This window comes from Bradyrhizobium canariense, from assembly GCF_019402665.1.
Taxonomy (GTDB): Bacteria; Pseudomonadota; Alphaproteobacteria; order Rhizobiales; family Xanthobacteraceae; genus Bradyrhizobium; species Bradyrhizobium canariense.
Window position 1 is genome coordinate 1 of the sequence record NZ_VSST01000090.1, and the last position, 26075, is coordinate 26075.

The 26075-nt window shown below is 65.1% G+C and carries 23 protein-coding genes; 12 read left to right on the top strand and 11 right to left on the bottom strand.

What is annotated here, in order from left to right:
• Nucleotides 1-346 precede the first annotated feature (346 nt).
• Nucleotides 347-865, top strand: coding sequence for a DUF6101 family protein (locus FXB41_RS37560; protein WP_007596933.1), 519 nt, complete (start codon nucleotides 347-349; stop codon nucleotides 863-865).
• Here the strand turns inward: FXB41_RS37560 and ubiA are convergent.
• Both ubiA and FXB41_RS37570 read right to left on the bottom strand, forming a co-directional pair.
• Nucleotides 862-1794, bottom strand: coding sequence for a 4-hydroxybenzoate octaprenyltransferase (gene ubiA / locus FXB41_RS37565; protein WP_219685363.1), 933 nt, complete (start codon nucleotides 1792-1794; stop codon nucleotides 862-864). The two genes, FXB41_RS37560 and ubiA, sit on opposite strands and share 4 nt — an antisense overlap.
• Entirely contained in the window at nucleotides 1791-2450 is a 660-nt protein-coding gene (locus tag FXB41_RS37570; RefSeq protein ID WP_219685378.1) for a hypothetical protein, read from the bottom strand. The genes ubiA and FXB41_RS37570 overlap by 4 nt, the downstream gene beginning before the upstream one ends.
• A gap of 210 nt (nucleotides 2451-2660) precedes the next feature.
• Between FXB41_RS37570 and FXB41_RS37575 the strand changes: the two genes are divergently transcribed.
• The 6 genes from FXB41_RS37575 to FXB41_RS37600 all read left to right on the top strand — a co-directional run bounded on the left by FXB41_RS37575 (nucleotide 2661) and on the right by FXB41_RS37600 (nucleotide 8666).
• The gene (locus tag FXB41_RS37575; protein ID WP_007596940.1) at nucleotides 2661-3413 is read left to right on the top strand and encodes a 16S rRNA (uracil(1498)-N(3))-methyltransferase; all 753 of its coding nucleotides are present in this window, start codon (nucleotides 2661-2663) and stop codon (nucleotides 3411-3413) included.
• A 132-nt stretch (nucleotides 3414-3545) separates the two neighbouring features.
• Complete coding sequence (locus FXB41_RS37580) at nucleotides 3546-4697, top strand: ATP phosphoribosyltransferase regulatory subunit (RefSeq protein WP_007596942.1); 1152 nt, start codon at nucleotides 3546-3548, stop codon at nucleotides 4695-4697.
• Nucleotides 4698-4700: 3 nt separating this feature from the next.
• A complete protein-coding gene (hisG, locus tag FXB41_RS37585; protein WP_007596944.1) occupies nucleotides 4701-5678 on the top strand; it encodes an ATP phosphoribosyltransferase in 978 nt (325 codons plus the stop codon).
• Nucleotides 5679-5790: 112 nt separating this feature from the next.
• Nucleotides 5791-6852, top strand: coding sequence for a glycosyltransferase family 2 protein (locus FXB41_RS37590; RefSeq protein WP_007596946.1), 1062 nt, complete (start codon nucleotides 5791-5793; stop codon nucleotides 6850-6852).
• The gene (locus FXB41_RS37595; RefSeq protein WP_219685364.1) at nucleotides 6849-7694 is read left to right on the top strand and encodes a ChbG/HpnK family deacetylase; all 846 of its coding nucleotides are present in this window, start codon (nucleotides 6849-6851) and stop codon (nucleotides 7692-7694) included. Before FXB41_RS37590 ends, FXB41_RS37595 begins: the two co-directional genes overlap by 4 nt.
• Before the next feature lie 135 nt (nucleotides 7695-7829).
• Nucleotides 7830-8666: a DUF2076 domain-containing protein gene (locus tag FXB41_RS37600; RefSeq protein ID WP_219685365.1), complete on the top strand. Its 837-nt coding sequence runs from the start codon at nucleotides 7830-7832 to the stop codon at nucleotides 8664-8666.
• A gap of 74 nt (nucleotides 8667-8740) precedes the next feature.
• On the opposite strand, the gene FXB41_RS37605 is transcribed toward FXB41_RS37600, so the two are convergent.
• Nucleotides 8741-9541: a L,D-transpeptidase gene (locus FXB41_RS37605; RefSeq protein ID WP_007596951.1), complete on the bottom strand. Its 801-nt coding sequence runs from the start codon at nucleotides 9539-9541 to the stop codon at nucleotides 8741-8743.
• 314 nt (nucleotides 9542-9855) lie between these two features.
• Here FXB41_RS37605 and FXB41_RS37610 point away from each other — a divergent pair, with 314 nt between their 5' ends.
• Nucleotides 9856-10635, top strand: coding sequence for a protein phosphatase CheZ (locus FXB41_RS37610; RefSeq protein ID WP_007596952.1), 780 nt, complete (start codon nucleotides 9856-9858; stop codon nucleotides 10633-10635).
• Between the two features lie 168 nt (nucleotides 10636-10803).
• Here the strand turns inward: FXB41_RS37610 and FXB41_RS37615 are convergent, their stop codons facing one another.
• Nucleotides 10804-11325, bottom strand: coding sequence for a hypothetical protein (locus tag FXB41_RS37615; protein ID WP_007596953.1), 522 nt, complete (start codon nucleotides 11323-11325; stop codon nucleotides 10804-10806).
• 313 nt (nucleotides 11326-11638) lie between these two features.
• On the opposite strand from FXB41_RS37615, the gene FXB41_RS37620 reads away from it, so the two are divergent.
• From FXB41_RS37620 to FXB41_RS37630, 3 genes are all read left to right on the top strand, one after another.
• Nucleotides 11639-11935, top strand: coding sequence for a co-chaperone GroES (locus FXB41_RS37620; RefSeq protein WP_007596954.1), 297 nt, complete (start codon nucleotides 11639-11641; stop codon nucleotides 11933-11935).
• A gap of 146 nt (nucleotides 11936-12081) precedes the next feature.
• Nucleotides 12082-13713: a chaperonin GroEL gene (gene groL / locus FXB41_RS37625; RefSeq protein WP_219685366.1), complete on the top strand. Its 1632-nt coding sequence runs from the start codon at nucleotides 12082-12084 to the stop codon at nucleotides 13711-13713.
• Between the two features lie 204 nt (nucleotides 13714-13917).
• Complete coding sequence (locus FXB41_RS37630; protein WP_007596956.1) at nucleotides 13918-15129, top strand: hypothetical protein; 1212 nt, start codon at nucleotides 13918-13920, stop codon at nucleotides 15127-15129.
• Between the two features lie 157 nt (nucleotides 15130-15286).
• Here the strand turns inward: FXB41_RS37630 and FXB41_RS37635 are convergent, their stop codons facing one another.
• Together FXB41_RS37635 and FXB41_RS37640 are read right to left on the bottom strand one after the other, a co-directional pair.
• Nucleotides 15287-15685 (bottom strand): META domain-containing protein, encoded by a 399-nt coding sequence (locus FXB41_RS37635; protein ID WP_007614988.1) that lies wholly within the window; start codon nucleotides 15683-15685, stop codon nucleotides 15287-15289.
• 138 nt (nucleotides 15686-15823) lie between these two features.
• A complete protein-coding gene (locus FXB41_RS37640) occupies nucleotides 15824-17488 on the bottom strand; it encodes an L-lactate permease (RefSeq protein WP_007596960.1) in 1665 nt (554 codons plus the stop codon).
• Nucleotides 17489-17800: 312 nt separating this feature from the next.
• Between FXB41_RS37640 and FXB41_RS37645 the strand changes: the two genes are divergently transcribed.
• Nucleotides 17801-19564 carry an ABC transporter ATP-binding protein/permease gene (locus tag FXB41_RS37645; protein ID WP_219685367.1) on the top strand — a complete coding sequence of 588 codons (1764 nt, stop codon included), beginning with the start codon at nucleotides 17801-17803 and terminating at the stop codon, nucleotides 19562-19564.
• Between the two features lie 246 nt (nucleotides 19565-19810).
• Here the strand turns inward: FXB41_RS37645 and FXB41_RS37650 are convergent, their stop codons facing one another.
• From FXB41_RS37650 to FXB41_RS37670, 5 genes are all read right to left on the bottom strand, one after another.
• The gene (locus FXB41_RS37650; RefSeq protein ID WP_007596962.1) at nucleotides 19811-20812 is read right to left on the bottom strand and encodes a TorF family putative porin; all 1002 of its coding nucleotides are present in this window, start codon (nucleotides 20810-20812) and stop codon (nucleotides 19811-19813) included.
• Between the two features lie 428 nt (nucleotides 20813-21240).
• Nucleotides 21241-21600 (bottom strand): histone, encoded by a 360-nt coding sequence (locus FXB41_RS37655; protein ID WP_219685368.1) that lies wholly within the window; start codon nucleotides 21598-21600, stop codon nucleotides 21241-21243.
• A gap of 99 nt (nucleotides 21601-21699) precedes the next feature.
• A complete protein-coding gene (gene glcF, locus FXB41_RS37660; RefSeq protein ID WP_219685369.1) occupies nucleotides 21700-23022 on the bottom strand; it encodes a glycolate oxidase subunit GlcF in 1323 nt (440 codons plus the stop codon).
• Nucleotides 23019-24257 carry an FAD-binding protein gene (locus tag FXB41_RS37665; protein WP_219685370.1) on the bottom strand — a complete coding sequence of 413 codons (1239 nt, stop codon included), beginning with the start codon at nucleotides 24255-24257 and terminating at the stop codon, nucleotides 23019-23021. Before FXB41_RS37665 ends, glcF begins: the two co-directional genes overlap by 4 nt.
• 63 nt (nucleotides 24258-24320) lie before the next feature.
• Nucleotides 24321-25814, bottom strand: coding sequence for an FAD-linked oxidase C-terminal domain-containing protein (locus tag FXB41_RS37670; protein WP_007596965.1), 1494 nt, complete (start codon nucleotides 25812-25814; stop codon nucleotides 24321-24323).
• Nucleotides 25815-26075 lie beyond the last annotated feature (261 nt).

A 26075-nucleotide genomic window follows, 5' to 3' on the forward strand; every position in this document is an offset into this window, starting at 1 on the left:
AGAGCGCAGACTGGTCGAACAGGTTGCGGCTGGCTGTGGATGAATCCTTGGGTGAAAGCGTCGAGCTTGGTGAAGGGTTCACAAACGAAATCCTGTTGGGGCGGGCTGCGGGACCGGAACCCACAGATGTGCCCTGATCGCGCGGACTTCAAGCATTTTCAGCCCACCAAAAGCTCAGATTCGCACCTTGCGCGCAACGTCTCGTCAATCATGCGCGCCAAGGTCTTGTCAATCATGCGCGGCGGTGAGGTTGGATTAACCAGCCTTTTTAAGCGGTTTCGGAAAGGCCCGCGCTAAGGTCCTCGCATCGACCGGGAACATAATCCTGGCGGGGAGAACTAAAGCCGTGAGGCGTCAAACAGCAACAAGCGGGATCACTCCCGCCGGGTCGAGCCGCTCCCTGCGGCTCGACCCCCTTTCCCTTCCGGTCCGCTTCGATGCGCATGATCCGCGCGCCGACGGATATGTCCGGCAGATCGAGCTTCATCGCGAACGTGTCGTGCTGCACCGTGCCGTCCGCGGCATGCGGATGGCGATCAACGTCCGCGTCAGCGACTTCATCGGCGTCGCGCTGCGCGGCAACGACGAGGCCCAGACCCTCGTCCTCGTGCATCGCGATCCCTCGCTCTCCATTCCGCTGCTGGTCAGCGCCGATGGCGACGAACTCGTTGAGGCCTGGGCGATCTGGAGCGAGCTGTTCGCGCTTCCGCAGCTCGACGAAGGCGCACGCCAACCCGCGCCGCGGCGTCGCCGCGCCAACGCGATCCGCCACCGCCGTCCGAAATTTCTGATGCGCCGCCGCACCGGTGTCGCACGCGAATTGTCGGTGCATCGCGACGAGCGCGAGATCATCGCGCGGAGTTAGGCCGCTCGCAGCACCGCGTCGGCCAGCAAACCCGCAAAGAGCAACAGCCCCGCATCGCGATTCGAGTAGAACAGGCGCTTGCAGAGATCGCCGTCGCTGATATTCAGCCGCGCGATCTGCGAGGCCAGATGCACGGCGAAGGCCCCAAGTCCCAGCCAGGCCGGCCAGCGCGCATCGCCCGACGCCAGCGCCACGCCGATCAGCAGCACCGCGAGGCCGTAGAACAGGATCAGCGCCTGGTGCGTATGCGCACCGAACAGGCGCGCGGTGGACTTGATGCCGATCAGCGCATCGTCCTCTGCGTCCTGATGCGCGTAGATCGTGTCGTAGCCGATCACCCAGGAAATCGCGCCGGCATAGAGCACGAGCGCGGTGACGTCGATGCGCCCGAAGGTGACGGCAAATCCCATCAGGGCGCCCCAGGAGAACGCAAGCCCGAGCACGATCTGCGGCCACCAGGTGATGCGCTTCATGAACGGGTAGATCGCGACGATCAGCAGTGAGGCAATGCCGGTCAGGATCGCGAAGCGGTTGAACTGCAGCAACACCACGAGCCCGATCAGCGCCTGCGCGACCATGAAGGCCAGCGCCTGCTTCGCGCTCACCTGGCCCGACGGCAGCGGTCGCGAGCGGGTGCGCTCGACCTTGTCGTCAAGATCACGGTCGGTGATGTCGTTCCAGGTACAGCCTGCCCCCCGCATCACGAAGGCGCCGATGAAGAACAGGACGATGGTGAGCGGCAGCCCGCGGACGTCATGCGCCATGCCGGCGGCGAGCGCCGCCGACCACCAGCACGGCATCAACAGGAGCCAGGAGCCGATCGGACGATCAAAGCGGGACAAGCGCAGATAAGGCCGCGCCCATTGCGGCGCACGCGTATCGACCCAGTTGCCGGTGGAATCGGCAACTCGGGCGGATGTGTCGCTCATCGCGTCAGGACGTTGCCGTTGAGTGTATCGAAGGTGCTGCCGCCCTTCTTGCCGGCATTGGCCTCGGGCGCCGAGCCCGAACCCAGCACTTCGCTCAGCGACGGACCGGCCGGTCCGCGCGGCTGGTTCTGCATCTGCTGCGCGACGTTGCAGACCTTCGCCGTCATGGTCTCGGTGTTCTTGTGGCCGTCCTTCATCTGCGCGCCGACCTGCGCCGGAATCCCGCATTTCGAGGCGTTGGCCTCGATGTACTTGATCATCTTGGTCTCAGCCTGGCTGAAGTTGCGGATCAGCTTGCAGGCCTCGTCAGGCGGAGCGTGACGGTCGCTCGCGGCCTTGATCAGCTTGCCGCGCTTTTCGGCATCCTCGCGCAGAGGCATGAAGGCCTTCATGCAGTCCTCGCCGGGACCGGCTTGCGTCGGCGGCGCCGCGCTGAAGGCGCCGGCGCCACCGACAGGCGCGGCGCCGTTCACGGGGAAGGACGATTGCGGCGCGCCGCCGACGGAGGCGACGGGCGCCGAGCCGTTCACGGGCGGAAACGCGGAACTTGTTGGGGCCTGGCCCGGCAGCGGCGCGGGGAAACCCTGCGCATAGGCACAAACGGCGCCCATCGTGACCATGGCGGCAGTGATCGGAACCATCAAATGACGGATCATCAAGGCAGTCTCTCCGGCAGGAGCTTGCGGGGTTCGGCGTCTTCCCAATTGAAGCGCAACCAGCGTGCTCGCGATTTTACGATTCCCGCCGGCCCTTAACAACCCGTTGAATAGGGCAGGAGCGCGGCGCGCCGACGCACCATTTTGGCAAAATTTACCCCGAAACTACTGCTTTCGGTTAAGAACGGCGGCAAATCGGACCTTTGAACCATGCCCTCCCACGATTTCCGCGGCCCCCGCCTGTTCGTCGATGCTCCCCTTGCCCAGGACGGCAGGGTCGAGCTCGACCGCGACCAGAGCAACTATCTCGGCAATGTGCTGCGGCTTGCCGCCGGGGCCGAAGTCTTGGCATTCAACGGACGCGACGGCGAATGGCAGGCCGCCATCGAAGGCCGCAAGCGGCCGGACGGCCTCGTCATCCTCCAGCAGACCCGGCCGCAGGACCGGCTGCCCGACCTCTCTTACGTCTTCGCCCCGCTCAAGCACGCCCGGCTCGACTATATGGTGCAGAAGGCCATCGAGATGGGCGCTGCCTCGCTTCAGCCGGTTCTGACCCGGTTCACCCAAGCTTCCCGCGTCAATACCGAGCGGATGCGCGCCAATGTCGTCGAGGCGGCCGAGCAATGCGGCATTCTCAGCATCGCCACCGTTGCCGAGCCGGTGCCGCTGGAGCGCTTCCTGACCCAGCGCGCCGCTGGCAGGCTGCTGATCTTCTGCGACGAGGCGGCGGAGCTCGAAAACCCCATTCAGAGCCTGCAAGGCGCAGGCGCGGCAGAGGGAATCGACGTGCTGATCGGCCCCGAAGGCGGCTTTGCCGGGGAAGAGCGGGCGCTGCTGCTGCGGCAGCCGAATATCCTGCGGCTGGCGCTGGGACCGCGGATCATGCGGGCCGACACGGCCGCGGTGGCCGCGCTGGCGCTGGTGCAGGCGGTGCTGGGCGATTGGCGTGGCAAAATGGCCTGATGCCGATATTGGCCGACCGTTAAGCGATTGATCCTTTGGAGGTCGAAACCGCTTTCGGGCCATGCTAAGGCCTGCGGCAATTCGCTCCCCTTGCTTGCCCTGCCCGGTTCCACCGGGACGATGGACCCCGACATGACTGCGACTGCCACCTCAAATGCTGCCGGCTCCGCCGCCTGGGCGGACACGCTGCTGCTGTCGTTCGCGCAGGCGGGCTATGTCAGGGCCGAGCCCGCGATCCTGCAGCCGGCCGAACCGTTCCTGGATCTCTCCGGCGAGGACATCCGCAAGAGCCTGTACCTGACCACGGACCTCTCCGGCGAGGAGCTGTGCCTGCGCCCGGACCTGACCATTCCGGTGGCCCGCGACTATCTCAGCTCTGGCCGTGCCGGCCAGCCGGCCGGGTTCAGTTATCTCGGCCCGGTGTTTCGCTACCGCAACGGCCAGAGCAACGAATTCCTGCAGGCCGGCATCGAATCGTTCGGCCGCCAGGACCGCGCCGCGGCCGATGCCGAGATGCTGGCGCTGGCGCTGGAGGCGACCGCCGCCTTCGGCGTCCGCGACGTCGAGATCCGCACCGGCGACGTAGCGCTGTTCAACGCGCTGCTCGACGCGCTCAACCTCTATCCGGTCTGGCGCCGCCGCCTGGTCAAGGATTTCAACCGCAAGATCAGCCTGGAGCAGGATCTGGAGCGGCTGGCAGCCGCGACGACCGCGACCCGCAGCGAATATGAGGGCGTGCTCGCGGCGCTCGCCGGCTCCGACCGCAAGGCGGCACTCGCTTTCGTCACCGATCTGATGTCGATCGCCGGCACCACCAATGTCGGCGGCCGCAGCACGGCCGAGATTGCCGACCGCTTCCTCGAGCAGTCGACGCTGAAGGGCGGTGCGCTGCCGCGCGAGGCCATCGCCGTGCTCAAGCGTTTCCTGTCGATATCGGGTAACCCCGATGACGCCGTCGCCGAGCTGCGCGCGCTGACCAATGACGCGAAGCTCGACCTCAGTGCTGCGGTCGACCAGTTCGAAAGCCGGGTCGGCTTCATGGCCGCGCGCGGCATCGATGTGAAGGGAACGCGCTTTTCGACCGCGTTCGGACGCGGGCTCGACTACTACACCGGCTTCGAATTCGAGCTGCATCACCGCGGCAACGGCGCCGAGCCGCTGGTTGCCGGCGGCCGCTATGACGGGCTGATGACCCAGCTTGGATCGGCCGAGCCGATCCCCGCAGTCGGTTTCTCGGTCTGGGTGGATGCGCTGACCCGGATCGGCCGCAAGGTGGGAGCTTAAGTCATGAGCGCGCCATTCGTTCTGGCCGTTCCCTCCAAGGGCCGCCTGCAGGAAAACACCGAGGCCTTCTTCGCCCGCGCCGGGCTCAAGCTGTCGAAGGCGGGCGGTGCCCGTGACTATCGCGGCACGCTCGCGGGCCTCGACAATGTCGAGGTCGCCTATCTCTCGGCGAGTGAGATCGCCTCGCAGTTGTCCCGCGGCTCGGCGCATCTCGGCGTCACCGGGGAGGATCTGGTGCGCGAGACCATCGCGGACGCCAACAAGCGCGTCTCCCTGATCGAAGGCCTCGGCTTCGGCTATGCCGACGTCGTCGTCGCCGTGCCGCAGGCGTGGATCGACGTGCGCACCATGGCCGACCTCGACGACGTCACCACCGGCTTCCGCGAGCAGCATCACATGCGGATGCGGGTCGCGACCAAGTTCATCAACCTCACCCGCGCCTTCTTCCAGAGCCAAGGCATCACCGATTACCGCATCGTCGAAAGCACGGGCGCGACCGAAGGCGCACCGGCCGCCGGCAGCGCCGAGTTGATCGTCGACATCACCACGACCGGCGCGACGCTCGCTGCCAACGGATTGCGGGTGCTCGACGACGGCGTGATCCTGCGCAGCCAGGCCAATCTGGTCGCCTCAAGGGACGCCGATTGGTCGCCGCAGGCGCGGGAGACCGCGCGAGTCATCCTCGATCACATCGCGGCGCGGGCGCGGGCCAACAAATACCGCGAAGTCCGCACCCGCTTCCGCCAGTGCGACGCGGCCATGCTCACAGAGGCCCACGAGCGCTTCGGCGTCGAAGCCCCGTTCGGCGGACCGACCTCGTCGGGCATGCTCACGCTGCACTGCCCGCCGGGCCAGCTCTATGCACTCGCGAGCTTCCTGCGCGGGCATGGCGCCGAGACCGTCTCGGTGGTTTCGCTGGATTACGTGTTCGACCGGGAGAACCCGCTGTTCGCCAGGCTCGAGGCGTTCCTGCGGCAGTGAGCCCAAAGTTTGTTGAGCAATTCCGTTCAGCGTAGCGACAGCAAACGGCAGCTACCATATGCTGTCGGGATGACCTTGCAAGAAAACCTGATCGCCTCTGGAACCTTGATCCATGACGCTGGGCTCTGACGTTTCCGGCATGACGACCACCGCGGCCAGCGCCGCCGCGAAGGGACTGTCGATTGTCGTCCCGCTCTACAACGAAGCGGCGGGTCTCGCCGCCCTGCACCAGCGCATCTGCGATCTCGCAAAGACCTTGCGGCAGCGCTATCGCCTGGCTTGCGAGATCGTTTATGTCGACGACGGAAGCGCGGACGCGACACTGTCGATCGCCCGCGCACTGCCGGCCGACGCGGTCGACGTCCAGGTGGTGTCGTTGTCGCGCAATTTCGGCAAGGAGGCCGCGCTGATGGCCGGCCTCGACCATGCCCGGCTCGGCGCGGTGCTGTTCATGGACGGCGACGGCCAGCATCCGCCGTCGCTGGTCGAGCGACTGGTGCGGCACTGGATCGAGGACGGCTACGACGTCGTCTATACCGCCAAGGCGCATCGCGACAACGAGCCCTTCCTGCGGCGGCTCGCCGGACGCGGCTTCTATGCGCTGATCAATTGGGGCGCGCGCCAGAAGATTCCGGAAGACGCCGGCGATTTCCGCCTGCTGTCGCCGCGCGCGGTCGCAGCACTGCGGCAGCTGCCGGAGCGCAACCGCTTCTTCAAGGGCCTTGCGAGCTGGATCGGCTTCCGCCAGATCCGCGTCGATTACGAGCCCGCACCGCGCACCCATGGCGTGACAACCTTCAGCGCCGCGCGTCTGCTTGGTCTTTCGATCGAAGGCGTCACCTCGTTCTCGGTGGCGCCGCTGCGCTTCGCCAGCCTGCTCGGCGTGATCCTCGCCGGCGGAGCGTTCCTGTTCGGTCTGTCGATCCTCTGGGAGGTCCTGACCACCGGCAAGCAGGTGCCCGGCTATCCCTCACTCGTGATCGGCCTGATGACGATCGGCGGCGTGCAGCTCATCATGATCGGCATCGTCGGCGAATATATCGGCAAGATCCTTTCCGAGCTGAAGGCGCGCCCGATCTACTTCGTCGCCGAGCACAGTGAAAAGCATTTCGAGACCGACAAGGCCCAGGATGCTTCAAGCCTGGACGCCTCGAAGAGGACGGCGGCCGAATGAGCGCGGCCGCGCCGCCACGGCGGATCTGGCTCTGCGCCGACGATTACGGCATCAGCCCGGGCGTCAATCGCGCCATCCGCGACCTGATCGAACGCGGCCGTCTCAACGCGACGTCGGTAATGATGGTGGGACCTGCGGTCGAGCGCAGCGAGATCGAGGCGCTCCAGGCGGCGGCGCAAGCGAGCCCGCGCTGCGCGATCGGATTGCACGTGACATTGTCGGCACCGTTCCGGCCGCTCACCATGCATTTCCGCCCGCTCGACGGCGACATGTTTCTCCCGTTTCCGAAGCTGCTCCGCGCCGGTCTTGCGCGAAGGCTCGACCGCGAGTTCTTTCGCAACGAGGTCAAGGCGCAGCTGGCAGCCTTCGCGAAAGCGTTCGGGCGCGCGCCTGACTTCGTCGACGGTCATCAGCATGTGCAGCTCTACCCGCAGGTGCGCGACGGCTTTGTCGACGCAGTCGCCGAAGCCGCGCCAAAAGCCTGGGTGCGCCAGGGCGGCCGCGACCTGCCGTTGCTGCAGCGGCTGGCCTCGCCGAAAGCCATGGTGCTCGATATCCTCAGCGCGCAATTCCGCCGCCGTGCCGGCAGCGCGGGCCTCAGCTTCAATCCCGGTTTCGCCGGCGCCTATGATTTCACGCAAGCGGCCGATTTCGGCGCGCTGATGCGGCATTTCCTGGAAGGCCTGCCGGATGGCGGCCTCATCATGTGTCATCCCGGCTTCGTCGACGACATCCTCACCGGGCTCGACCCGATGACGGATGTCCGCGAACGCGAGCACGCCTATCTCGCCGGCAATGCCTTCGCGCGCCTGCTGACGGACAGCGGCGTCACGCTGGGGTGAACCGGTGGAAGTTTGCGAGAAAGCCGCCCGCGAGGCAGCTTGTCGCATACCGAAATTTAATCCTGCCGGCACTGTTGGGGCCACAATGGAACCCTACATCTGCCTCGCGCTTGTTTTGCGCAAGGGAGACTGACCATGACGCCGCAGGAACGCCAGCTCGTCGACGAGCTTTTCGATCGGCTTTCGAAACTGGAAAATGCACCGCGCGATCCCGACGCGATCGCCGCAATCTCCGACGGCCTGCGCAAGGCCCCCGGCGCTGTCTATGCGCTGGTTCAGACCACGCTGTTGCAGGACGAGGCGCTGAAGCGCGCCCACAACCGCATCCAGGAGTTGGAGGCGGGGCAGGCGCCCGAGCAGGCGCAGTCCGGCGGTTTCCTGGACACCATGCGCGACACGCTGTTCGGCGGGGGTCCATCGCGCGGCTCGGTTCCGAACGTACCGCCGCGTGACTCGCGGCCGGTCTGGAACAGCGGCCAGGCGATGCAGCAGCCTCAGCCCGGTTACGGCCAGCCGCCTTATGGGCAGGCATACGGTCAGGGTCCAAATCAGGGTCCAGGCCAGGGCTATGGCGCGCCGCCGGTCGGCGGTGGCGGCTCGTTCCTCGGCACGGCGGCGGCAGCCGCGGCCGGCGTCGTCGGCGGCTCGCTGCTGCTGTCCAGCATCCGCGGCATGATGGGCGGACCGCACCAGCAGGCTTTTGGCGACACCAATGCCCTGGGCGACCGCAGCGCTGGTGGAGGCCCCTGGAGCGGCGGCGACCAGTCCGGCGGATCGCTCGCGCGCGATGCCGGCCTCGACGACATCGGCTCGAACCGCGACCGCGGCGATGCGTCCCGCCAGGGCTTCGCCGACCACGCATCGAACGACGACCAGAATTACAACGATCAGAACGACAATGACGACAATGTCGACCTCGCCGACGACGGCGATTTCGGCGGCGGAGACGATGGCGGCAGCGATTACGCCTGACGCTTCTTACCCGGTGCTCCAAACGAGAACGGCCGCCGATGAGGCGGCCGTTTTTGGTTCCGAGCACTATGCGCCTACATCACGACGACCTTGGTGCCGACGTTGACGCGGCCATAGAGATCGATGACGTCTTCGTTGCGCATGCGGATGCAGCCCGAGGAGACGTTGGTGCCGATGGTCCAGGGCTCGTTCGAACCGTGGATACGATAAAGGGTCGAGCCGAGATACATCGCGCGCGCACCGAGCGGATTTTCCGGGCCGCCTTCCATATGCCTCGGCAGGTCGGGACGGCGCGCGATCATTTCCGCCGGCGGCGTCCAGGCAGGCCATTCGCGCTTGGCCGTGATCGACTTCACGCCGGACCAGGTGAAGCCGGGACGCCCGACGCCGATGCCGTAGCGCATCGCACGACCGCTGCCCTCGACCAGATAGAGGAACTTGTTCGGCGTATCGACCACGATCGTGCCGGCGCTTTCGTTGCCGCTATAGTCAACGAGTTGTTTCTCGAATCTCGGATCGAACTGACGCTGCCGCGGATCGACCGCCTCCTGCTGGAGACCTGCGCCCTGTGTCTGCGGCTCGCCCATCGGCGGCAGGCGCCGCTGGTCATAATAACCAGGCTGCTGTTGGTACACCGGCTGCTGCGGAGCGTAGGCCGGACCGCGGCCGGGCCCGTCGCCGAAGATGAACTCGATGAAGCCGCCGCCCATGTTCGAATTGGAGGCGACACGCACCGGCGCAGGCGGCACCTGCGGCTGGTAGAGCACCGCGGGCGGATCGTTCGGCACGCTATTGTCGAAGGCGCTGGCGCTGTTGACGCCGGCAATGAAGGTGCAAGCGCTGCCAAGCAGCGCGACAGACATTTTCTTGAACATCGACGTACTCTGTACTGTTTCGTCTAGATCACATGCGTCGTGGCGAGGTGATGGCTGATCCGCACCCGCGACGTGGTCAATAAAGAGCAAAAGCCGTTTTGTTTGGTAAACGGAAACGCCATTTCGATTCACCACGTCGTCGGCAGCGGTGCAATTTGGCGATCAGCGTTTATTTTCGATGAACGCCGCGCACGCATGGTTAATCGCCCGTTTGCAAGCCGTCGCGCACAACCGCACGACAGTTCCGGCTGTGAACTTCGTGTTAAATCGCTTCTGCCTACAAAGACGCGTGAGTGAGGTGGGGGGAGTTCTTGATGGCTATTCACCGCAAACGTTTTCGTGTCGAAGAGGCTATTGTCGGCGAGATGCCAAGCCCCGAAATGATTGAGGAGGCTGCGCCGATGCATAGCGAGATCATGGCCGAGTTGCGTGCGATCCGTGCACAGATGGCGAAGGGCACCGTGCCCTTGTCCGGCAGCGCCGCCATGGCGGCGATCGACGCCTCCACCGCCCATGAGCTCTCCGAAGCCCGTACCATGCTCGATACTTACCGGGCGCAGATCGAGCAGTGCGAGAAGCTGAAGGTCGAGCTAGACCTCATCCACGACGCCATCGACCGCACCAAGCGCGAGATCGCGACACTGCATGGCAAGAGCTTCGACGGCGGCGAAATGGCCAAGGTCAATGGCGAGCTCGGCGCGGTCGTCGGCGGCACCGAACAGGCGACCCAGCAGATCCTCGAAGCCGCCGAGTCGATCGACCAGGCGGCCAGCGCGATGGCCAAGGTGCAATCGGCCGATCAGCAGAAGCGGCTCGCCGACGATATCCAGGAACGCGTCATCTCGATCTTCGAAGCCTGCAACTTCCAGGACCTGACCGGCCAGCGCATCAGCAAGGTCATGAGCACGATGAAGTTCATCGAGCAGCACATCAATTCCATGATGGAAATCTGGGGCGGTGTCGACGCGATCAAGTCCCACGTCGTGCCGCAGGTCGACACCCGCAGCGACGACGACAAGCTTCTCAACGGCCCGAAGCTCGCCGGCGACGTCGGCCACGCCTCGCAGGACGACATCGACGCGCTGTTCGACTGAGCGGACGCGACGCTACGGAAAACAAAACGCCGGCGAGAGCCGGCGTTTTTTTGTTTTGGACGTCATTGCGAGCGAAGCGAAGCAATCCAGATTGTGTCCGCGGAGGCAGCCTGGATTGCTTCGTCGCTTCGCTTCTCGCAATGACGAGTGGCTAGGCCGGCGCCGCGATCACGCCCTCGGCGCGCAGCGGACGTAGACCATGTTGCCGTAGCGGGTGGCGGCGTCCTTGTCGATGAAGCGGGTGATGAGGACGCGACCGTCGAAGGAGACGATCTCGCGGTCCTGCTCGCCGGGCGTCGGACCCGCCGGCCCGATATAATTCTTGCCGCTGGGCGACCCCTTCAGCCGCAGCTCCTGCGGTGTTGCCTGGTCCGCCAGATGCATGATCACGCCGCCGGAGGAGCCGGCGGTGATCACGTAAGGATTTTTGCATTGGGCCCGGGCGGCAGCCTCGGTGCGGGCGCGGTCGGCCGGGTTCTGGAACGAGGCGAGGCCCCAGCGCCCAACGATCTCGTCGGCGCGGATCGACGCGGGCATTTCCGGACCGGTGCCGGGCTCGGCCTCGGGGGGCGGTGAGGACGAAGAAAAGGACGGCAGGCTCATGCCGCCGCCGCAGGCGCCAAGCAGCAGCGCCAGGCAAGAAGCCGCCGCCAGATTGGCGACCGTGCGCGCGTGAGCTGAACTGATCATGGCATTCCCCCGGACAAAACCATGGCCGCACCCCTTCCGCAGCCAAGCGCAAAACCGCTGCCGGAGCAATGACGTCCTTTAATACGCCGGCGCCCCGAACAAGTTTCCAATGTCACCATCCTATATCCGTCTCACCAATCGCTTAACCACCTTTGCTTGACAGGATCGCGGCCAAGCCATATTCCCGGACGCACCATTAGCACTCTGAAAGATGGATTGCTAACGCGCGCCGATCGATCCTCGGGAAGGGTGGACGGAAGCGCCGCCCGCCCACTTTCACTCCTTCCGAAGCGAGCCTCCAAAGGGAAACGTCATGACTAAATCCAAATTTCGTCCGCTGCATGACCGTGTCGTGGTCAAACGTATCGACGCCGAGTCAAAGACCAAGGGCGGCATCATCATTCCGGACACGGCCAAGGAAAAGCCGTCCCAGGGCGAAGTCGTCGCCGTCGGCCCCGGTGGCCGCGACGAGGCCGGCAAGCTGATCCCGATCGACCTCAAGGTCGGCGACCGTGTGCTGTTTGGCAAGTGGTCGGGCACCGAGGTCAAGATCGACAACGATGAGCTCCTGATCATGAAGGAGTCGGACATCATGGGTGTGATGGCCTAAGGCCAGACGCCTGAACGGCCGCTGAATGCATGCCCGGGTCACTCGATCCGGGCATGCATCATTCCGCCGGGTTCGATCGCAGATCCCGGAATGAGGCGACCCAATAAACAAGACACATCACGAAAATAGAAGAGGAATTGCAGACCATGGCTGCCAAAGACGTCAAGTTTTCCGGAGACGCGCGCGATCGCATGCTGCGCGGCGTCGACATTCTCGCCAACGCCGTCAAGGTGACGCTCGGCCCGAAGGGCCGCAACGTGCTCATCGAGAAGTCGTTCGGCGCGCCCCGTATCACCAAGGACGGCGTCACCGTCGCCAAGGAGATCGAGCTCGAGGACAAGTTCGAGAACATGGGCGCCCAGATGGTGCGTGAGGTCGCCTCCAAGACCAACGACCTCGCCGGCGACGGCACCACCACCGCGACCGTGCTGGCCCAGTCCATCGTACGCGAAGGCGCCAAGTCGGTTGCCGCCGGCATGAACCCGATGGACCTCAAGCGCGGCATCGACATCGCGGTCGCGGCCGTCGTCAAGGACATCGAGAAGCGCGCCAAGCCGGTCGCCGCCTCCTCCGAGGTCGCCCAGGTCGGCACCATCTCGGCCAACGGCGATGCCGCCATCGGCAAGATGATCGCGCAGGCGATGCAGAAGGTCGGCAACGAGGGCGTCATCACCGTCGAGGAGAACAAGTCGCTCGACACCGAGGTTGATATCGTCGAGGGCATGAAGTTCGACCGCGGCTATCTCAGCCCCTACTTCGTGACCAACCCCGAGAAAATGACAGCCGAGCTCGAGGACGCCTACATCCTCCTGCACGAGAAGAAGCTGTCCGGCCTGCAGGCCATGCTGCCGGTGCTTGAAGCCGTGGTGCAGTCGGGCAAGCCGCTCGTCATCATCGCCGAGGACGTCGAGGGCGAGGCGCTGGCCACCCTGGTCGTCAACCGCCTCCGTGGCGGCCTGAAGGTCGCCGCCGTCAAGGCGCCGGGCTTCGGCGACCGCCGCAAGGCCATGCTCGAGGACCTCGCGATCCTCACCGGCGGCCAGCTGATCTCCGAAGACCTCGGCATGAAGCTCGAGAACGTCACGGTGAAGATGCTTGGGCGTGCAGGCAAGGTGGTGATCGACAAGGAGAACACCACGATCGTCAAGGGCGCCGGCAAGAAGCCGGAGATCGAAGCCCGCGTCGGCCAGATCAAGGCCCAGATCGAGGAGACCACCTCGGATTACGACCGTGAGAAGCTCCAGGAGCGTCTCGCCAAGCTCGCAGGCGGCGTCGCGGTGATCCGCGTCGGCGGCGCCACCGAGATCGAGGTGAAGGAGAAGAAGGACCGCGTCGAGGATGCGCTCAACGCCACCCGCGCCGCGGTGCAGGAAGGCATCGTCCCCGGCGGCGGCGTCGCGCTGCTCCGCGCCAAGAAGGCGGTCGGCCGTCTGACCAACGCCAATGCCGACGTCCAGGCCGGCATCAACATCGTGCTGAAGGCGCTGGAAGCCCCCATTCGCCAGATCTCCGAGAACGCGGGCGTGGAAGGCTCGATCGTCGTCGGCAAGATCCTGGAGAACAAGTCCGAGACCTTCGGCTTCGACGCCCAGACCGAGGAGTATGTCGACATGGTCGAGAAGGGCATCATCGACCCGGCCAAGGTGGTGCGCACCGCGCTCCAGGACGCCGCCTCGATCGCCGGCCTGCTGGTGACCACCGAGGCCATGGTCGCCGAGTCGCCGAAGAAGGACGTCGCGCCCGGCATGCCGGCCGGCGGCGGCATGGGCGGCTTCTAAGGCCCGCCCGTTCCATTGCAGTGTTGCGAAGGCCGCCTCCGGGCGGCCTTCTTTTTTTGGCAATCGTGCCCCGTGCTTTCCAATTCAACCGGCGGCCAAAACCCACTACGGTGACGCCCGATTCGAATTGTTTGGGCATGATCTGATCGGAAAACCGCTTCACATTTTTCCGGATCATGCCCCATTGCCTCAGGGATTTCCTCGATGCGCGCGCTTGTGTTTTGCTCCACGGCCGTTCTGGCGGCTCTGCTTGCAGTTTCGCCTGAGGTCGCATCAGCCCAGATGAAGCTGTCGCCGAAGGCCACGGCGCCCGGCGGCGTCGAGACGCGCTATTTCACCTCGATCGACGGGCTGATGGACGGCAATGCCGACGTGATCCTGAAGGAGACACGCCAGGGCAAGACCGTCACCGCAGCCGTGCTCGACGTCTGTTATCCCGTCGCGAAGAATTCCGACCGCAAGGACCGCTTCGTCGTCAATCTCCAGGTCGCCGGCCAGAACCTGACGGGTACGACGCAGAGCCTCGGCGCGAAGGCGCCGGTCACCGTCAAACTGCTGCGCAAACAGGCCGGAGACACGTTCGAATTCCGCGGCCAGATCAGCATCGGCCAGGCCGTGACCGAGGTCACCTCACCCGACAATTCCGATCTCAGCGAGAAGGAATTCCTCGACAACCAGACCTCCGACGACGGCATCACGCCGCAGCCGAAGGATTTCACCGACGTCTCGCCGGAAGCGATCGCGGTCAAGGTCAAGCTGGATGCCGCGACCGAGTTCCTGAAGAGCCTGAAGGGCCAGGACGTCGAGGTGACGCTGGCGAGCCTCACCGTCGGCTGCGACGCGCTGCGCGCGGGCGAGCAGACCATCAACATGTCGGTCGATCCGGAGCGCGCCAGCGCGCTGCTGGCAAAATTCAAGGCGACGCCCGGCGTCACCGCCGCGGGCTGGACCGCGGGCATGACCGAGATGGACCGCACCATCCGCATTGCCGCCGCCGATTGGCGCGAGGGCGACAAGATCAACCGCGACAAGCTCGCGGCCGCGGTGGCCGGCGTGCTGAGCAGGACGCTGGCGGCAAAGCCGGTCTCACAAGGCTTCAACCCGGCGACCGGCAAGCTCAAGCTGGTGTTCAAGCGGCCGAACCAGGATTTTCCCGCGCTCGAGCTCACCGACACGATCGAGGTCGCGGGCCTCGTCTCGCCCGACAAGCCCGGCACGACCGACAAGCTCATGCTCTGGGTCGGGAGTCCCGCGATCACGACCACTGACGAGAGCAGCGGCGCCAAGCTCAATCTCTCGGACGAAGCGACCGCCGACGAGGAAGGCGATCAGCCCGACGACAACGGTTCGGTCGAGGCGCTCGCCAAGGAGCTGAAAGGCCAGCGCTGGGACGCCGACAAGTCGGTGTGGAAGTAGCCCGCTGAACTATCGTGCCCCGGACGCAGTGCAGCACGTCAGTGATGCGCTGATGAGCCGGGGCCCAGAAGCCGCGCACGAGATCGACGATAGATAACTGGGTCCCGGCTCTGCGCAGCAACGTTGCACGCTGCAGCGCGTCCGGGACGCGAGAGATCTAATTCCCGTTGACGCGGAAGCGCAGCGGCTTGGGGCCGACGAGCGTGAGCACGTCGCCCTGGCGCTTCCAAGTCTCGACGCTGCCCAGCGCTGCAACGAGATCGTCGTCGGCCTGGGCCCGCGCCGGCGGGCAGGAGCGGTCCTGGATCTGGCCGGGCACGAAGATCACGGTGTTGCCGGCGACCGAGAACTGGCCCTTGCCACCCTTGCACCAGAGCTCCAGCACGACCTCGCCATTGTCGCCGATCTCGATGTTTGGAATCCGCTTCGAGCCCGGCTGCGGCAGCGCCTCCAGCGTCATCTCGGTGCCGAACGGAAAACCGTCCTCCGCACGCGCGAGCGTGGACATCGCCAGCATTGCAACCGCCGCGCACACCGTCTGCCTGAACGAAACCATGAGACCTCTCGACCGACCTGATTTGCGGCACCTTCTATAAGACGGCGGCGCCGTTGAGAAGGTTCGCCCATGCACGACGCAAAAATCCCCGCGAGGACCAACCTCGCGGGGATTTGCGTCGAAGGCGGGCGTGGCCTGCTACTTCAGCACCATCGCCGTGAACGGCCAGACATAGGCCTGCAACGTCACGAACACGCCGACCAACGAGGCCAGCACGATCGAGTGCCAGAACACGAAGCGCAGGATCGTGCCCTCATGGCCGTACCAGTTGGTCGCGGTCGAGGCGACCACGATCGACTGCGCGTCGATCATCTTGCCCATTACGCCGCCGGACGAGTTCGCCGCAGCCATCAGGATCGGCGACAGGCCGAGTTGCTCCGAGGTGATCTTCTGCAGGTTGCCGAACAGCACGTTGGAGGCAGTGTCCGATCCCGTCAGGGCCACGCCCAACCAGCCGAGCAGCGTGCCGAAGAAGGGATAGAGCACGCCGGTTGCGGCGAAGGCGAGGCCGAGCGTCGCGTCGACGCCGGAGAGCCGCGTCAGCGTACCGATCGCGAGCATCGCCGAGATCGTGATCAGCGAGATCGCGCACAGCCGGATGGTACGCCCGTATTCCGTCAAGAGCCGGCCAGGACCGACGCCCATCAGGAAGCCTGAGATGATCGCCGCAATCAGCATGCCCGTGCCGGTGAAAGAGAGATAGGTGAAGCCGAACACCGCGCTCTCTTTCGTCGGCCCTGGCGCGACCGGCGGCATCTTGTTGATCATCTGATGCAGCTCGGGAACGGGATAGTTCCAGGTGAAGATCGAATTCGCCCAGGTCTTGAATCCACCATTGCCCCAGATCAGCATCACGATACAGACGATGATCCACGGCAGCAGCGCGCTGAACAGCTCGCTCTGCGTCAGCGGCGTCTTGTCCATCGGTTTTGCCGCAGCCATGGTGGCGGCCGATTCATCGCGGCCGCGCAGCGCGGGGGACAGCCAGAGCTGCCTCGGCTGCCAGACCTTCAGGAACAGGATCAGCGCGCCCATCGAGATCAGCGATGCGCCGATGTCGACGATCCAGGGATTGATGAAGTTCGAGATTAAGAATTGCGGGACCGCGAACGACACGCCGGTGACCAGGATCGCCGGCCAGACATCCTTCATGCCCTTCCAGCCCGCGAACGCCCACACCACCCAGAACGGCACGATCAGCGAGAAGAACGGCAATTGCCGGCCGACCATCGCGCCGAGGATATAGGGATCAAGCCCGGTGACCGAGGCCAAACCCTGGATCGGTGTGCCCAGCGCGCCATAGGCGACCGGCGCGGTGTTGGCGATCAGCGACAGGCCGCTTGCTGCAAGCGGCGAGAAGCCGAGGCCGATCAGGACGGCGCCCGTGATCGCGACCGGCGTGCCGAAGCCCGAGGCACCCTCGAAGAACGCGCCGAACGAAAACGCGATCAGCAGCAATTGCAGCCGCCGGTCCTCGGTGACGCCGCCGACCGCGCGCTTGAGCAATTCGAAGCGTCCGGTGCTCACCGTCACCTGGTAGAGGAAGATGACGTTGAGAACGATCCAGCCGATCGGGAAAAAGCCTGTCACGATGCCCAGCACCGAGGCGCGGATCGACATGTTCGCCGGCATGGTGAAGACGAAGATCGTGATCAAATTGGCCACGATCACGGCGACGACCGCCGCGATATGAGCCTGGACGCGGCCGCTCGCGATCAGGACCAGCAATGTGACGACAGGGACTGCCGCCGCGATCGTCGACAGCACGGGGCTGTGCAACGGGTCATAAACTTGATTCCACATGATCTTCCTCCCCCACGCATGTGTGCTGCAGGCGGCCCGCGTGGACAGCCGATCCTGCTTGACGCTGAAGCGATAACCCCCGAGCCGGACGCGAATTCCTCGCGAATGCAGCGGTTCCCGTCCGCTCACAAGCTCGCGAAATCCCGGAGGCCCCCACCCCGCGCCGATGAGCCCCATGCTAGGGTTGCAAGCTGCGACAAGCCAACGCAAATTGCAGGACTCGCGACTTTAGTCTAAGCGCGCCGATTTCCGCCGTCGTCCCAGGTCTTTGGCCCGGGCAGTTGTGCACATCCCCTCAGGAGACAGAGCTCTGTGAAGAACATCAGCGCCACGCTCGCGATCGTCTGGCGAATCGCCGCCCCGTATTTCCGGTCGGAGGACAAATGGGCCGGCCGCGGCCTGCTCGCCGCGGTCATCGCAATGGAGCTGGCGCTGGTCGCGATCGACGTCCTGGTCAACCAATGGCAGAACCGGTTCTACAGCTCGCTGCAGGCAAGCGACTGGGATAGCTTCGTCAGGGAGATCTGGATCTTCATCGGCCTCGCCTCCGCCTTCATCGCGCTGGCGGTCTACAAGCTGTACCTGAACCAGTGGCTGCAGATCCGCTGGCGGCAATGGCTGACCCGGCACTATCTGGGCGAATGGCTGCAGGGCGCCACCCACTACCGCATGCAGCTCAAGGGCGATGCGGCCGACAACCCGGACCAGCGCATCACCGAGGACGTCAAGAACTTCGTCGAGCAGACCCTGACCATCGGGCTCGGCCTGCTCTCGTCGATCGTGACGCTGTTCTCCTTCGTGATCATCCTCTGGGGGCTTTCCAACGCCGCGCCGTTGCACCTGTTCGGCGCCGACCTCATGATCCCCGGATATCTCTGCTGGGGCGCGTTGGTCTACGCGATCTTCGGCACGGCGCTGACGCACTGGATCGGTGCCCCGCTGGTCAATCTCAATTTCGAGCAGCAGCGCTTCGAGGCCGACTTCCGCTTCAACCTCGTCCGCGTCCGCGAGAATTCCGAGCAGATCGCGCTGCTCAAGGGCGAAGGCGCCGAGCGCGGCCGCCTGCTGGATCGCTTCGGCTTCGTGATCGGCAATTGGTACGCCATTATGAGCCGTACCAAGCGCCTCACCGCGTTCACCGCGAGCTATCAGCAGGCCGCCGTGATCTTTCCCTACGTGCTGGTGGCGCCGGCCTTCTTCGCCAAGAAGATCCAGCTTGGCGACATGATGCAAACCGCTTCCGCCTTCTCGAGCGTACAGGGCGCATTGTCGTTCTTCGTCACGGCGTACCGATCGCTGGCGGAATGGCGCTCGATCGTCGCCCGCCTCGACGGCTTCGAGATGTCGGTCGATGCGGCCGCGCACCTGCCGCCGCACGAGCCTGCGATTGCCCTCAAGGCCGCCGGCGGCAATCGCAATATCGCCCTCGAACAGCTCTGCGTGAACCTGCCGAGCGGCACGCCGCTGGTCGCCGCCGATGCCTTCTCCGTCCAGACGCCGGAGCGCGTGCTGGTGACCGGACCGTCCGGCTCCGGCAAGTCGACGCTGTTCCGGGCCATCGCCGGCATCTGGCCGTTCGGCACCGGCACCATCTTCGTCCCGGAAAAGGCGAAGCTGATGATGCTGCCCCAGCGCCCCTATTTCCCGGTCGGCGTGCTGCGCGACGCGGTGGTCTATCCGGCCGCGCCGGGCGCGTTCGAAACCTCACGCGTCAGGGATGCGCTGATCGCGGTCGGGTTGCCCGACCTCGCCGAGCGGCTTGAGGAGGAGGGTCATTGGAACCGGATGCTGTCGCTCGGCGAGCAGCAGCGGCTCGGGCTCGCCCGCGCGCTCCTGCATGCGCCGGACTATCTGTTTCTGGACGAGGCCACGGCCTCGCTGGACGAGCCGTCCGAGGCCCGCCTGTACCGGCTGCTGGCGGAGAAGCTGCCACAGGCCACCCTCGTCTCGATCGGCCACCGCTCGACGCTGGAAGCCTTCCATACCCGCAAGGTGACGATGGTGAAGCACGGCGCGATCCACGTCCTCGGTGACGGTGGTGTGCCGGTCGAGAAGGAGCCGAGCGCGGCGCGCTGAGACGGCTCGACCAAGCCCTGAGGCTATCGCCCTTCGTTGCGGCCATGCTTCGAGACGCCCGCCCTTGGCGGGCCCTCAGGATGAGGTCTGTCCTCGCGGTGAAAACCGTGCCCCCTCATGGTGAGGAGCCCGCCGGAAGGCGGACGTCTCGAACCATGCAGGCCCTCAGCCTGCGCCCCAAAAGTCCCAAAGCAAAAGGGCGGCAGGTTGCCCTGCCGCCCTCATCAAGTCGCTTCGGGAAGAAGCTTACTTCAGGTTGCTCATCGCCGTCAGGTCGAACGACAGCTTGGCAATGCCGGCCGCGCCGCACCAGTTGGATCCAGCGCCGCCCGGATTGATCGCGGTGACGTTGGTGGTGCCGGTGGCGTTGAAGGCGCTGGTGAAGGCGTTGCAATCACCCTTGTTCAGGTCGGTGTCGGAGTAACGCAGGTCCAGCGTGAACACCTTGTAGGTGAAGCCGATGCCGATGTTCCAGGTGTTGTAGTCCTTGTAGGGGATACCGTTGGCGAAAACGGTGCCGACGCCGGTGCCGTAGAAGGCGTCCGAAGTTCCGAACCACTGCCGGCCGAACTCACCCGACACGTACATGCCCATGCCGGAGGGACCGAAGGCCGTGCTGGGCGCCGTGTATTTGGCGGTCAACGAAGCGTAGTTGCCCCAAGCACCCGAGTTCAGGAAGTTCGGCGAGTAGTACTCGGTCGCGCCGACCGTGAAGCTGTCGTTGATGGTGTAGTTCACCTTGCCGTAGACTTCGACGAAGCTGACGTCCTTCTTCATGACGTTGCCGTCGGCGAGGAAGATCGTGGTCGTGCTGACGCCGCAGACGTTGCCGCCGGGAATGCCGCCGGTGAGCACGTTGTCGGCGCAGCTGCCGCCCGGATACAGGTAGCCCCAGACACCGATGTCGAACGCGAAGGCGCCGAAGGTCGGGCGGATACCGCCGTAGATGTCGACTTCAGCAGCGGCGCGATTGGCGAAGGAGATGCTCTCGGCGGACACGCCGACGTAGAGCTGGAGGTCCTTGTTGACGTTGTAGCGCGGCTCGAAATAGGCCGCGACCGACGCTTTGTGGTTCGACTGCGTGACGCCGCGGAAGATGTAGTCGCTCATGATGGCGCCGCCGAAGGCGATATCCCAGGGATCGAACGCAACCACCGGGGCCTTCTTAGCCTTCACCGCCATGTCTGCCGCGAAAGCCGAGCCCGTCACCATTGCCAGCGCCGTTGCCAACAAAGCCACTTTTTTCATTTCGATCCCCATCACCAGTTCTATGACCCCAGCCGGATCCCGGAAGCCCCCGGAACGCACGACCTGATTGCAAATTTCGTAACTGCGGCAATCTGGATGGAGTGGCGCAAACCGAGAAGCAAAAAACGCGGGCATCTGCCGACTTTTTGGGCGTTCTGACGATTCCACGGCAGGTTGTCAGCCTGTGTGTCTTCTCGAACACATTATTTGCAATCCAAAGTGCACTGGGAGGCCCGGGTTAGTACGGGCCCTGCGGTACCGTGCTGCCCGCGCCACGAATCAGGTTGCTTCCGGACAAGACCATCCTCCGCGCGCCGTCGCGCGATGCAAAAAGGCCGCAGCATCACCGCTGCGGCCTTCCTGTTGTCGATCATGGTCGTCGGATTGGACCCAGCCCTTTGGCCTAACCTTGGGCCTGAACCTTGGGCCTAACCTTGTCCTTCGGCCGGCGTCGAGTCCGCAGAAGACGAAGGCATCGCCCAGCTTGTCTCGGCGGCGGGCTCAGGAGCCGGAGCTGCCGGCGTTGACGGCTTCGGCGCGGGAGCTGCCTTCGCCTTCTTCGGCGCCGCTTTCTTCGCAGCCTTCTTGGCGGCCTTCTTGGGCGCGGCCTGCTTAGCGGCCTTCTTGGCCGCCTTCTTCGGCGCGGCCTTCTTCGCAGATTTCTTTGTAGCCTTCGTGGCAGACTTCTTCGCAGACTTCTTGGCTGCCTTCTTTGCGGTCTTCTTCGCCGCTACTGCCTTCTTGGCCTTTTTGGCCTTCTTGCTTTTTTTCTTCTTCGCTTTCGCCATCGTGGTCCTCCTGTTGCCGCCGAACAATGGTCGATCGGGTGTCTTCAGCCGTCACCTCCGGACGAAAGCTCAGCCCTCGAAAGCTCGGTCTTCGAAAGCTCAGTCTTGCGCGTTCAATGCCGGCCGCGACCCGCCCGTAGCCCAATCGAGAAGCTCAATCGTGTGTACGACCGGAACTGACGTGCCACTGGCAATCTGCACCATGCAGCCGATATTGCCTGTGGCAATCATGTCCGGCTTGACGCTCGCGATGTTGGCGACCTTGCGATCACGCAACCGGCCCGCAAGCTCGGGCTGGAGAATGTTGTAAGTCCCCGCCGAACCGCAACACAAATGGCTCTCGGGCACATCTTTCACCACGAATCCGTTATTGGAAAGCAATTCTTTCGGAAGGCCCGTGATTTTCTGCCCGTGCTGCAACGAACACGCAGAGTGATAGGCGACGACGATGTTGTCCTGTCGCGCCGTGGCCGACAGTCCAAGGCCGGCGACATATTCAGTGATGTCCTTGGCGAGCGCAGAGACCTTCGCCGCATCGGCGGCGAACGCAGCGTCCTCGCGCAGAAGGTAGCCGTAGTCCTTGATCACGGTGCCGCAGCCGGACGCGGTCACCAGGATGGCGTCGAGCCCCTCGCCGGCCGCTTCCGCGCGCCACGCCGCGACATTGGCGCGAGCCCGCGCCAATGCGTCCTGGTCGTTGCCGAGGTGATGGGTCAGCGCGCCGCAGCACTGCTCGTCCCTGACCAGGACGACCTCGATGCCGTGGCGCGTGAGGAGACTGATGGCAGCCTGGTTGATGCGCGGCGCCAGCACCTGCTGGGCACAGCCCTGGAGCAGCGCGACCCGGCCGCGCTTCTTGCCGAGAGCCGCGAACACACTGCCGGCGGCGGGCCCCGGCGGCGGCAGCCGGCTCGGCGCCAGCGCCAACATCGCCTTCAGGCGCAGGATCAGGCCGGGCGTCGCCGACGGCCGGGGCGTCGGCAGGAACGCGGCCAGCGGGCGGGCCAGCCGCGCCAGCACCATGCTGGCGCGGAAACGCTGCGGGTCCGGCAGGACGAAGGCCAGCACCCGGCGCAGCAGCCGCTCGGCCAGCGGCCGGTCGTAACGCTGCTCGATCCTGACCCGGGCCTGATCGACCAGATGCATGTAATTCACCCCCGAGGGGCAGGTCGTCATGCAGGCCAGGCACGACAGGCAGCGGTCGACATGTTTGACCACTTCGGCGGTCGGCGTCTGGTCCTTCTCCAGCATCTCCTTGATCAGATAGATGCGGCCGCGCGGGCTATCGAGCTCGTCGCCAAGCAGCACATAGGTCGGGCAGGTTGCGGTGCAGAAGCCGCAATGGACGCAGGCGCGCAGGATCTTGTCGGCTTCCGCGATGTCGGGATCGGCGAGCTGCGCGAGTGAGAATTCGGTCTTCATGCCGCAACGCCCCGCGACAGCCGGCCCCGGTTGAGGATGGTCTTCGGATCGAAACTGGCGCGGACCCGCTCGCTCAACGCGGCAAGGCCAGGGGCTTGCGGGTGGAATACATCGACCGTGCGCCTGATGTCCTCGGCCGCCCGGATCAGCGTGGCGTGCCCGCCGGCCGCATTCGTACGTTCGCGCACGGCCGCGGCATGCGCGTCCGGCTTCGGTGGCAACGCCGCCCAGATCAGTCCACCACCCCAATCGTAGATCAATTCGCCGCCGGTCTCGCGCGCCAGCAGCGTCCCGAGCGCCGCGCCCGACGCCGGCGGACAGACGATCCGCCAGACCGGCCACGCCCCCAGCGCGCCGTCAGCCGCGAACGGCAGGACGTCGCGGATCGTGGTCCACAGCGCCGCTGACACCGTGTCCTCGACGAGAGTTGCGGTTCCGAACGGCGCCAGCAATTCGCGCAGCGAGCCGGCACGGTGAGCGGCCGAGGCGGTAATGCCCTCGAGCCGCAGCACGGTCAGCGCCTCGCTTTGGCCTGCGATATCGCCGAGACCTTCGATCTTGGTCCGGAACGCCGATGTCGGCAGATGCGCGGCCCCGGAGACGTCGAAGGGCGAGCCGAGCGCCGCCGTCATCGCCTTGTTCGCGGCGGCATCGTCGAGCCCGCGCAGGAACAGCGTCCGCTCCGCCTCCGGCTTCGGCATCACCTTCAGCGTGACCTCGGTCATGATCGACAGCGTGCCCCAGGAACCCGCGAGAAGCTTACAGAGGTCGTAGCCAGTGACGTTCTTCACCACCTTGCCGCCGGTCTTGAAGCTGTCGCCGAAACCGGAGACAGCCTGCGCCCCAAGCAGATGGTCGCGCGCCCCGCCCGCCTTGATCCGGCGCGGACCGGCCAGGCCAGCCGCGATCATGCCGCCGATGGTGCCGAGCGCGGGCGTGCCGAGCAGCGGCGCGGTGTTCATCGGCTCGAAGGCGAATTGCTGGTTCTTGGCATCGATCAGCGACAGCACGTCGGCCAGCGGCGCCCCGGCCTGGAGCGTGACAATGAGTTCGTTGGGCTCATAGGCGGTGATGGCATTCAGCGCGGAGACGTCGAGCACGGCGTTGGTCGCCATCGCATGACCGATGGCACGCTTGGAGCCATGGCCGATGATCTCGAGCGGCTGCTCATTGGCAATCGCCGCGCGCACCACCTCTTCGACGTCTTTGGCGTCTCGTACCTTGAGCGTATCCACGCCTGTAGCGGGTACCGAAGTTTGCAGCGAAAATCAAATTTGGCGCGTTGCAGCGAGGCGGCTCTAGAACCGCGGAATGTCGGGAAACGCCAGCTTGCCGGCATGGACGTGCATGCGACCGAGCTCGGCGCAGCGGTGCAGGGTCGGAAACACCTTTCCGGGATTGAGCAGGCCCTGCGCGTCGAAGGCGCATTTCAGGCGCTGCTGCTGGTTGAGGTCGATCTCGCTGAACATCTCCGGCATCAGATCGCGCTTCTCGATGCCGACGCCGTGCTCGCCGGTGAGCACGCCGCCGAACTCGACGCAGGCGCGCAAGATGTCGGCGCCGAAGGCTTCGGCGCGCTCGATCTCGCCGGGCTTGTTGGCGTCATAGAGGATCAGCGGATGCAGATTGCCGTCGCCGGCATGGAACACGTTGGCGCAACCGAGCTGGTATTTTTCGGATAGCTCGCGGATGCGCGCCAGCGCCTTCGGCAGCGCACCGCGTGGGATGGTGCCGTCCATGCAGAGATAGTCCGGCGAGATGCGGCCGACGGCGGGGAACGCGGCTTTCCGGCCGGCCCAAAACAGATTGCGCTCGGCCTCCGAGGTCGAGATCTGGCAGGTGGTCGAGCCGCAAGCGTTCGCAATCGTCTCGACCCGCGTGATCAGCTCATCGACCTCGATCTTGGGACCGTCGAGCTCGATGATGAGGAGGGCCTCGACATCGAGCGGATAGCCGGCATGGACGAAGGCTTCCGCGGCGTGGATCGCAGGCTTGTCCATCATCTCCATGCCGCCTGGAATGATGCCGGCGCCGATGATGCGCGCCACGCATTCGCCGGCCGCCTCGACTTGCGCGAATCCGACCATCAGCGCACGCGCCGTCTCCGGCTTTTGCAGGATGCGCACCGTGATCTCGGTGATGACACCGAGCAGGCCTTCCGAGCCGGTGATGACGCCCATGAGGTCGTAGCCGGAGTTCTCCGCCGATTTGCCGCCGATGCGCAGGATCTCGCCGCTCATCAGCACGATCTCGCAGCCGAGCACGTTGTTGGTGGTCATGCCGTATTTCAGGCAGTGCACGCCGCCGGAATTCTCCGCAACATTGCCGCCGATCGAGCAGGCGATCTGCGAGGACGGATCCGGCGCGTAGTAGAACCCGGCATGGGCGACGGCCTGGCTGATCGCGAGGTTGGTGACGCCGGGTTCGGTGACGACGGCGCGGTTGTCGAAATCGATCTCGCGGATGCGCTTGAACTTGCCGAGGCCCAGGAGCACGCCGTCTTCCAGCGGCAGCGCGCCGCCGGAGAGCGAGGTGCCCGAGCCGCGCGGCACCACCTTGATGCCTTGTCCGGCACAATATTTCAGGACGAGCGAAACCTGCTCGGTCGTGTCGGGCAGCACCACGACCATCGGCGGCTGCCGATAGGCCGTCAATCCGTCGGATTCATAGGCCCGCATCTCGGCAGGCGTATCGATCACGCCTTCGCCTGGGACGATTGCGCGCAATGCAGCCACGATCTCGGCGCGGCGCGCGAGCACGGCCTGGTCGCTCGCAGGCATCATGATGGCCATAACATTTCCTTCATGGCTTATCCTTCCGGCTGAGGCCGCACGATCGAATTGTCGCGGCAAATCAACCACGTCCGCGGTGGTTTGGGTAGGCCATCCGAAAGTCGGATCGACGATCTTGCGCGAGTTCGCTCTGGGACAAGTAGGAAATCGTGAAACCTGCCATGGTTTGGCGGCTTGTCCAATCCGGACAGGCCTGCCAAAACCGGCAGGTCCGACCATTGCCGATCAGGCATGCAACTGACCAGACCCCAGGGAAGAGAC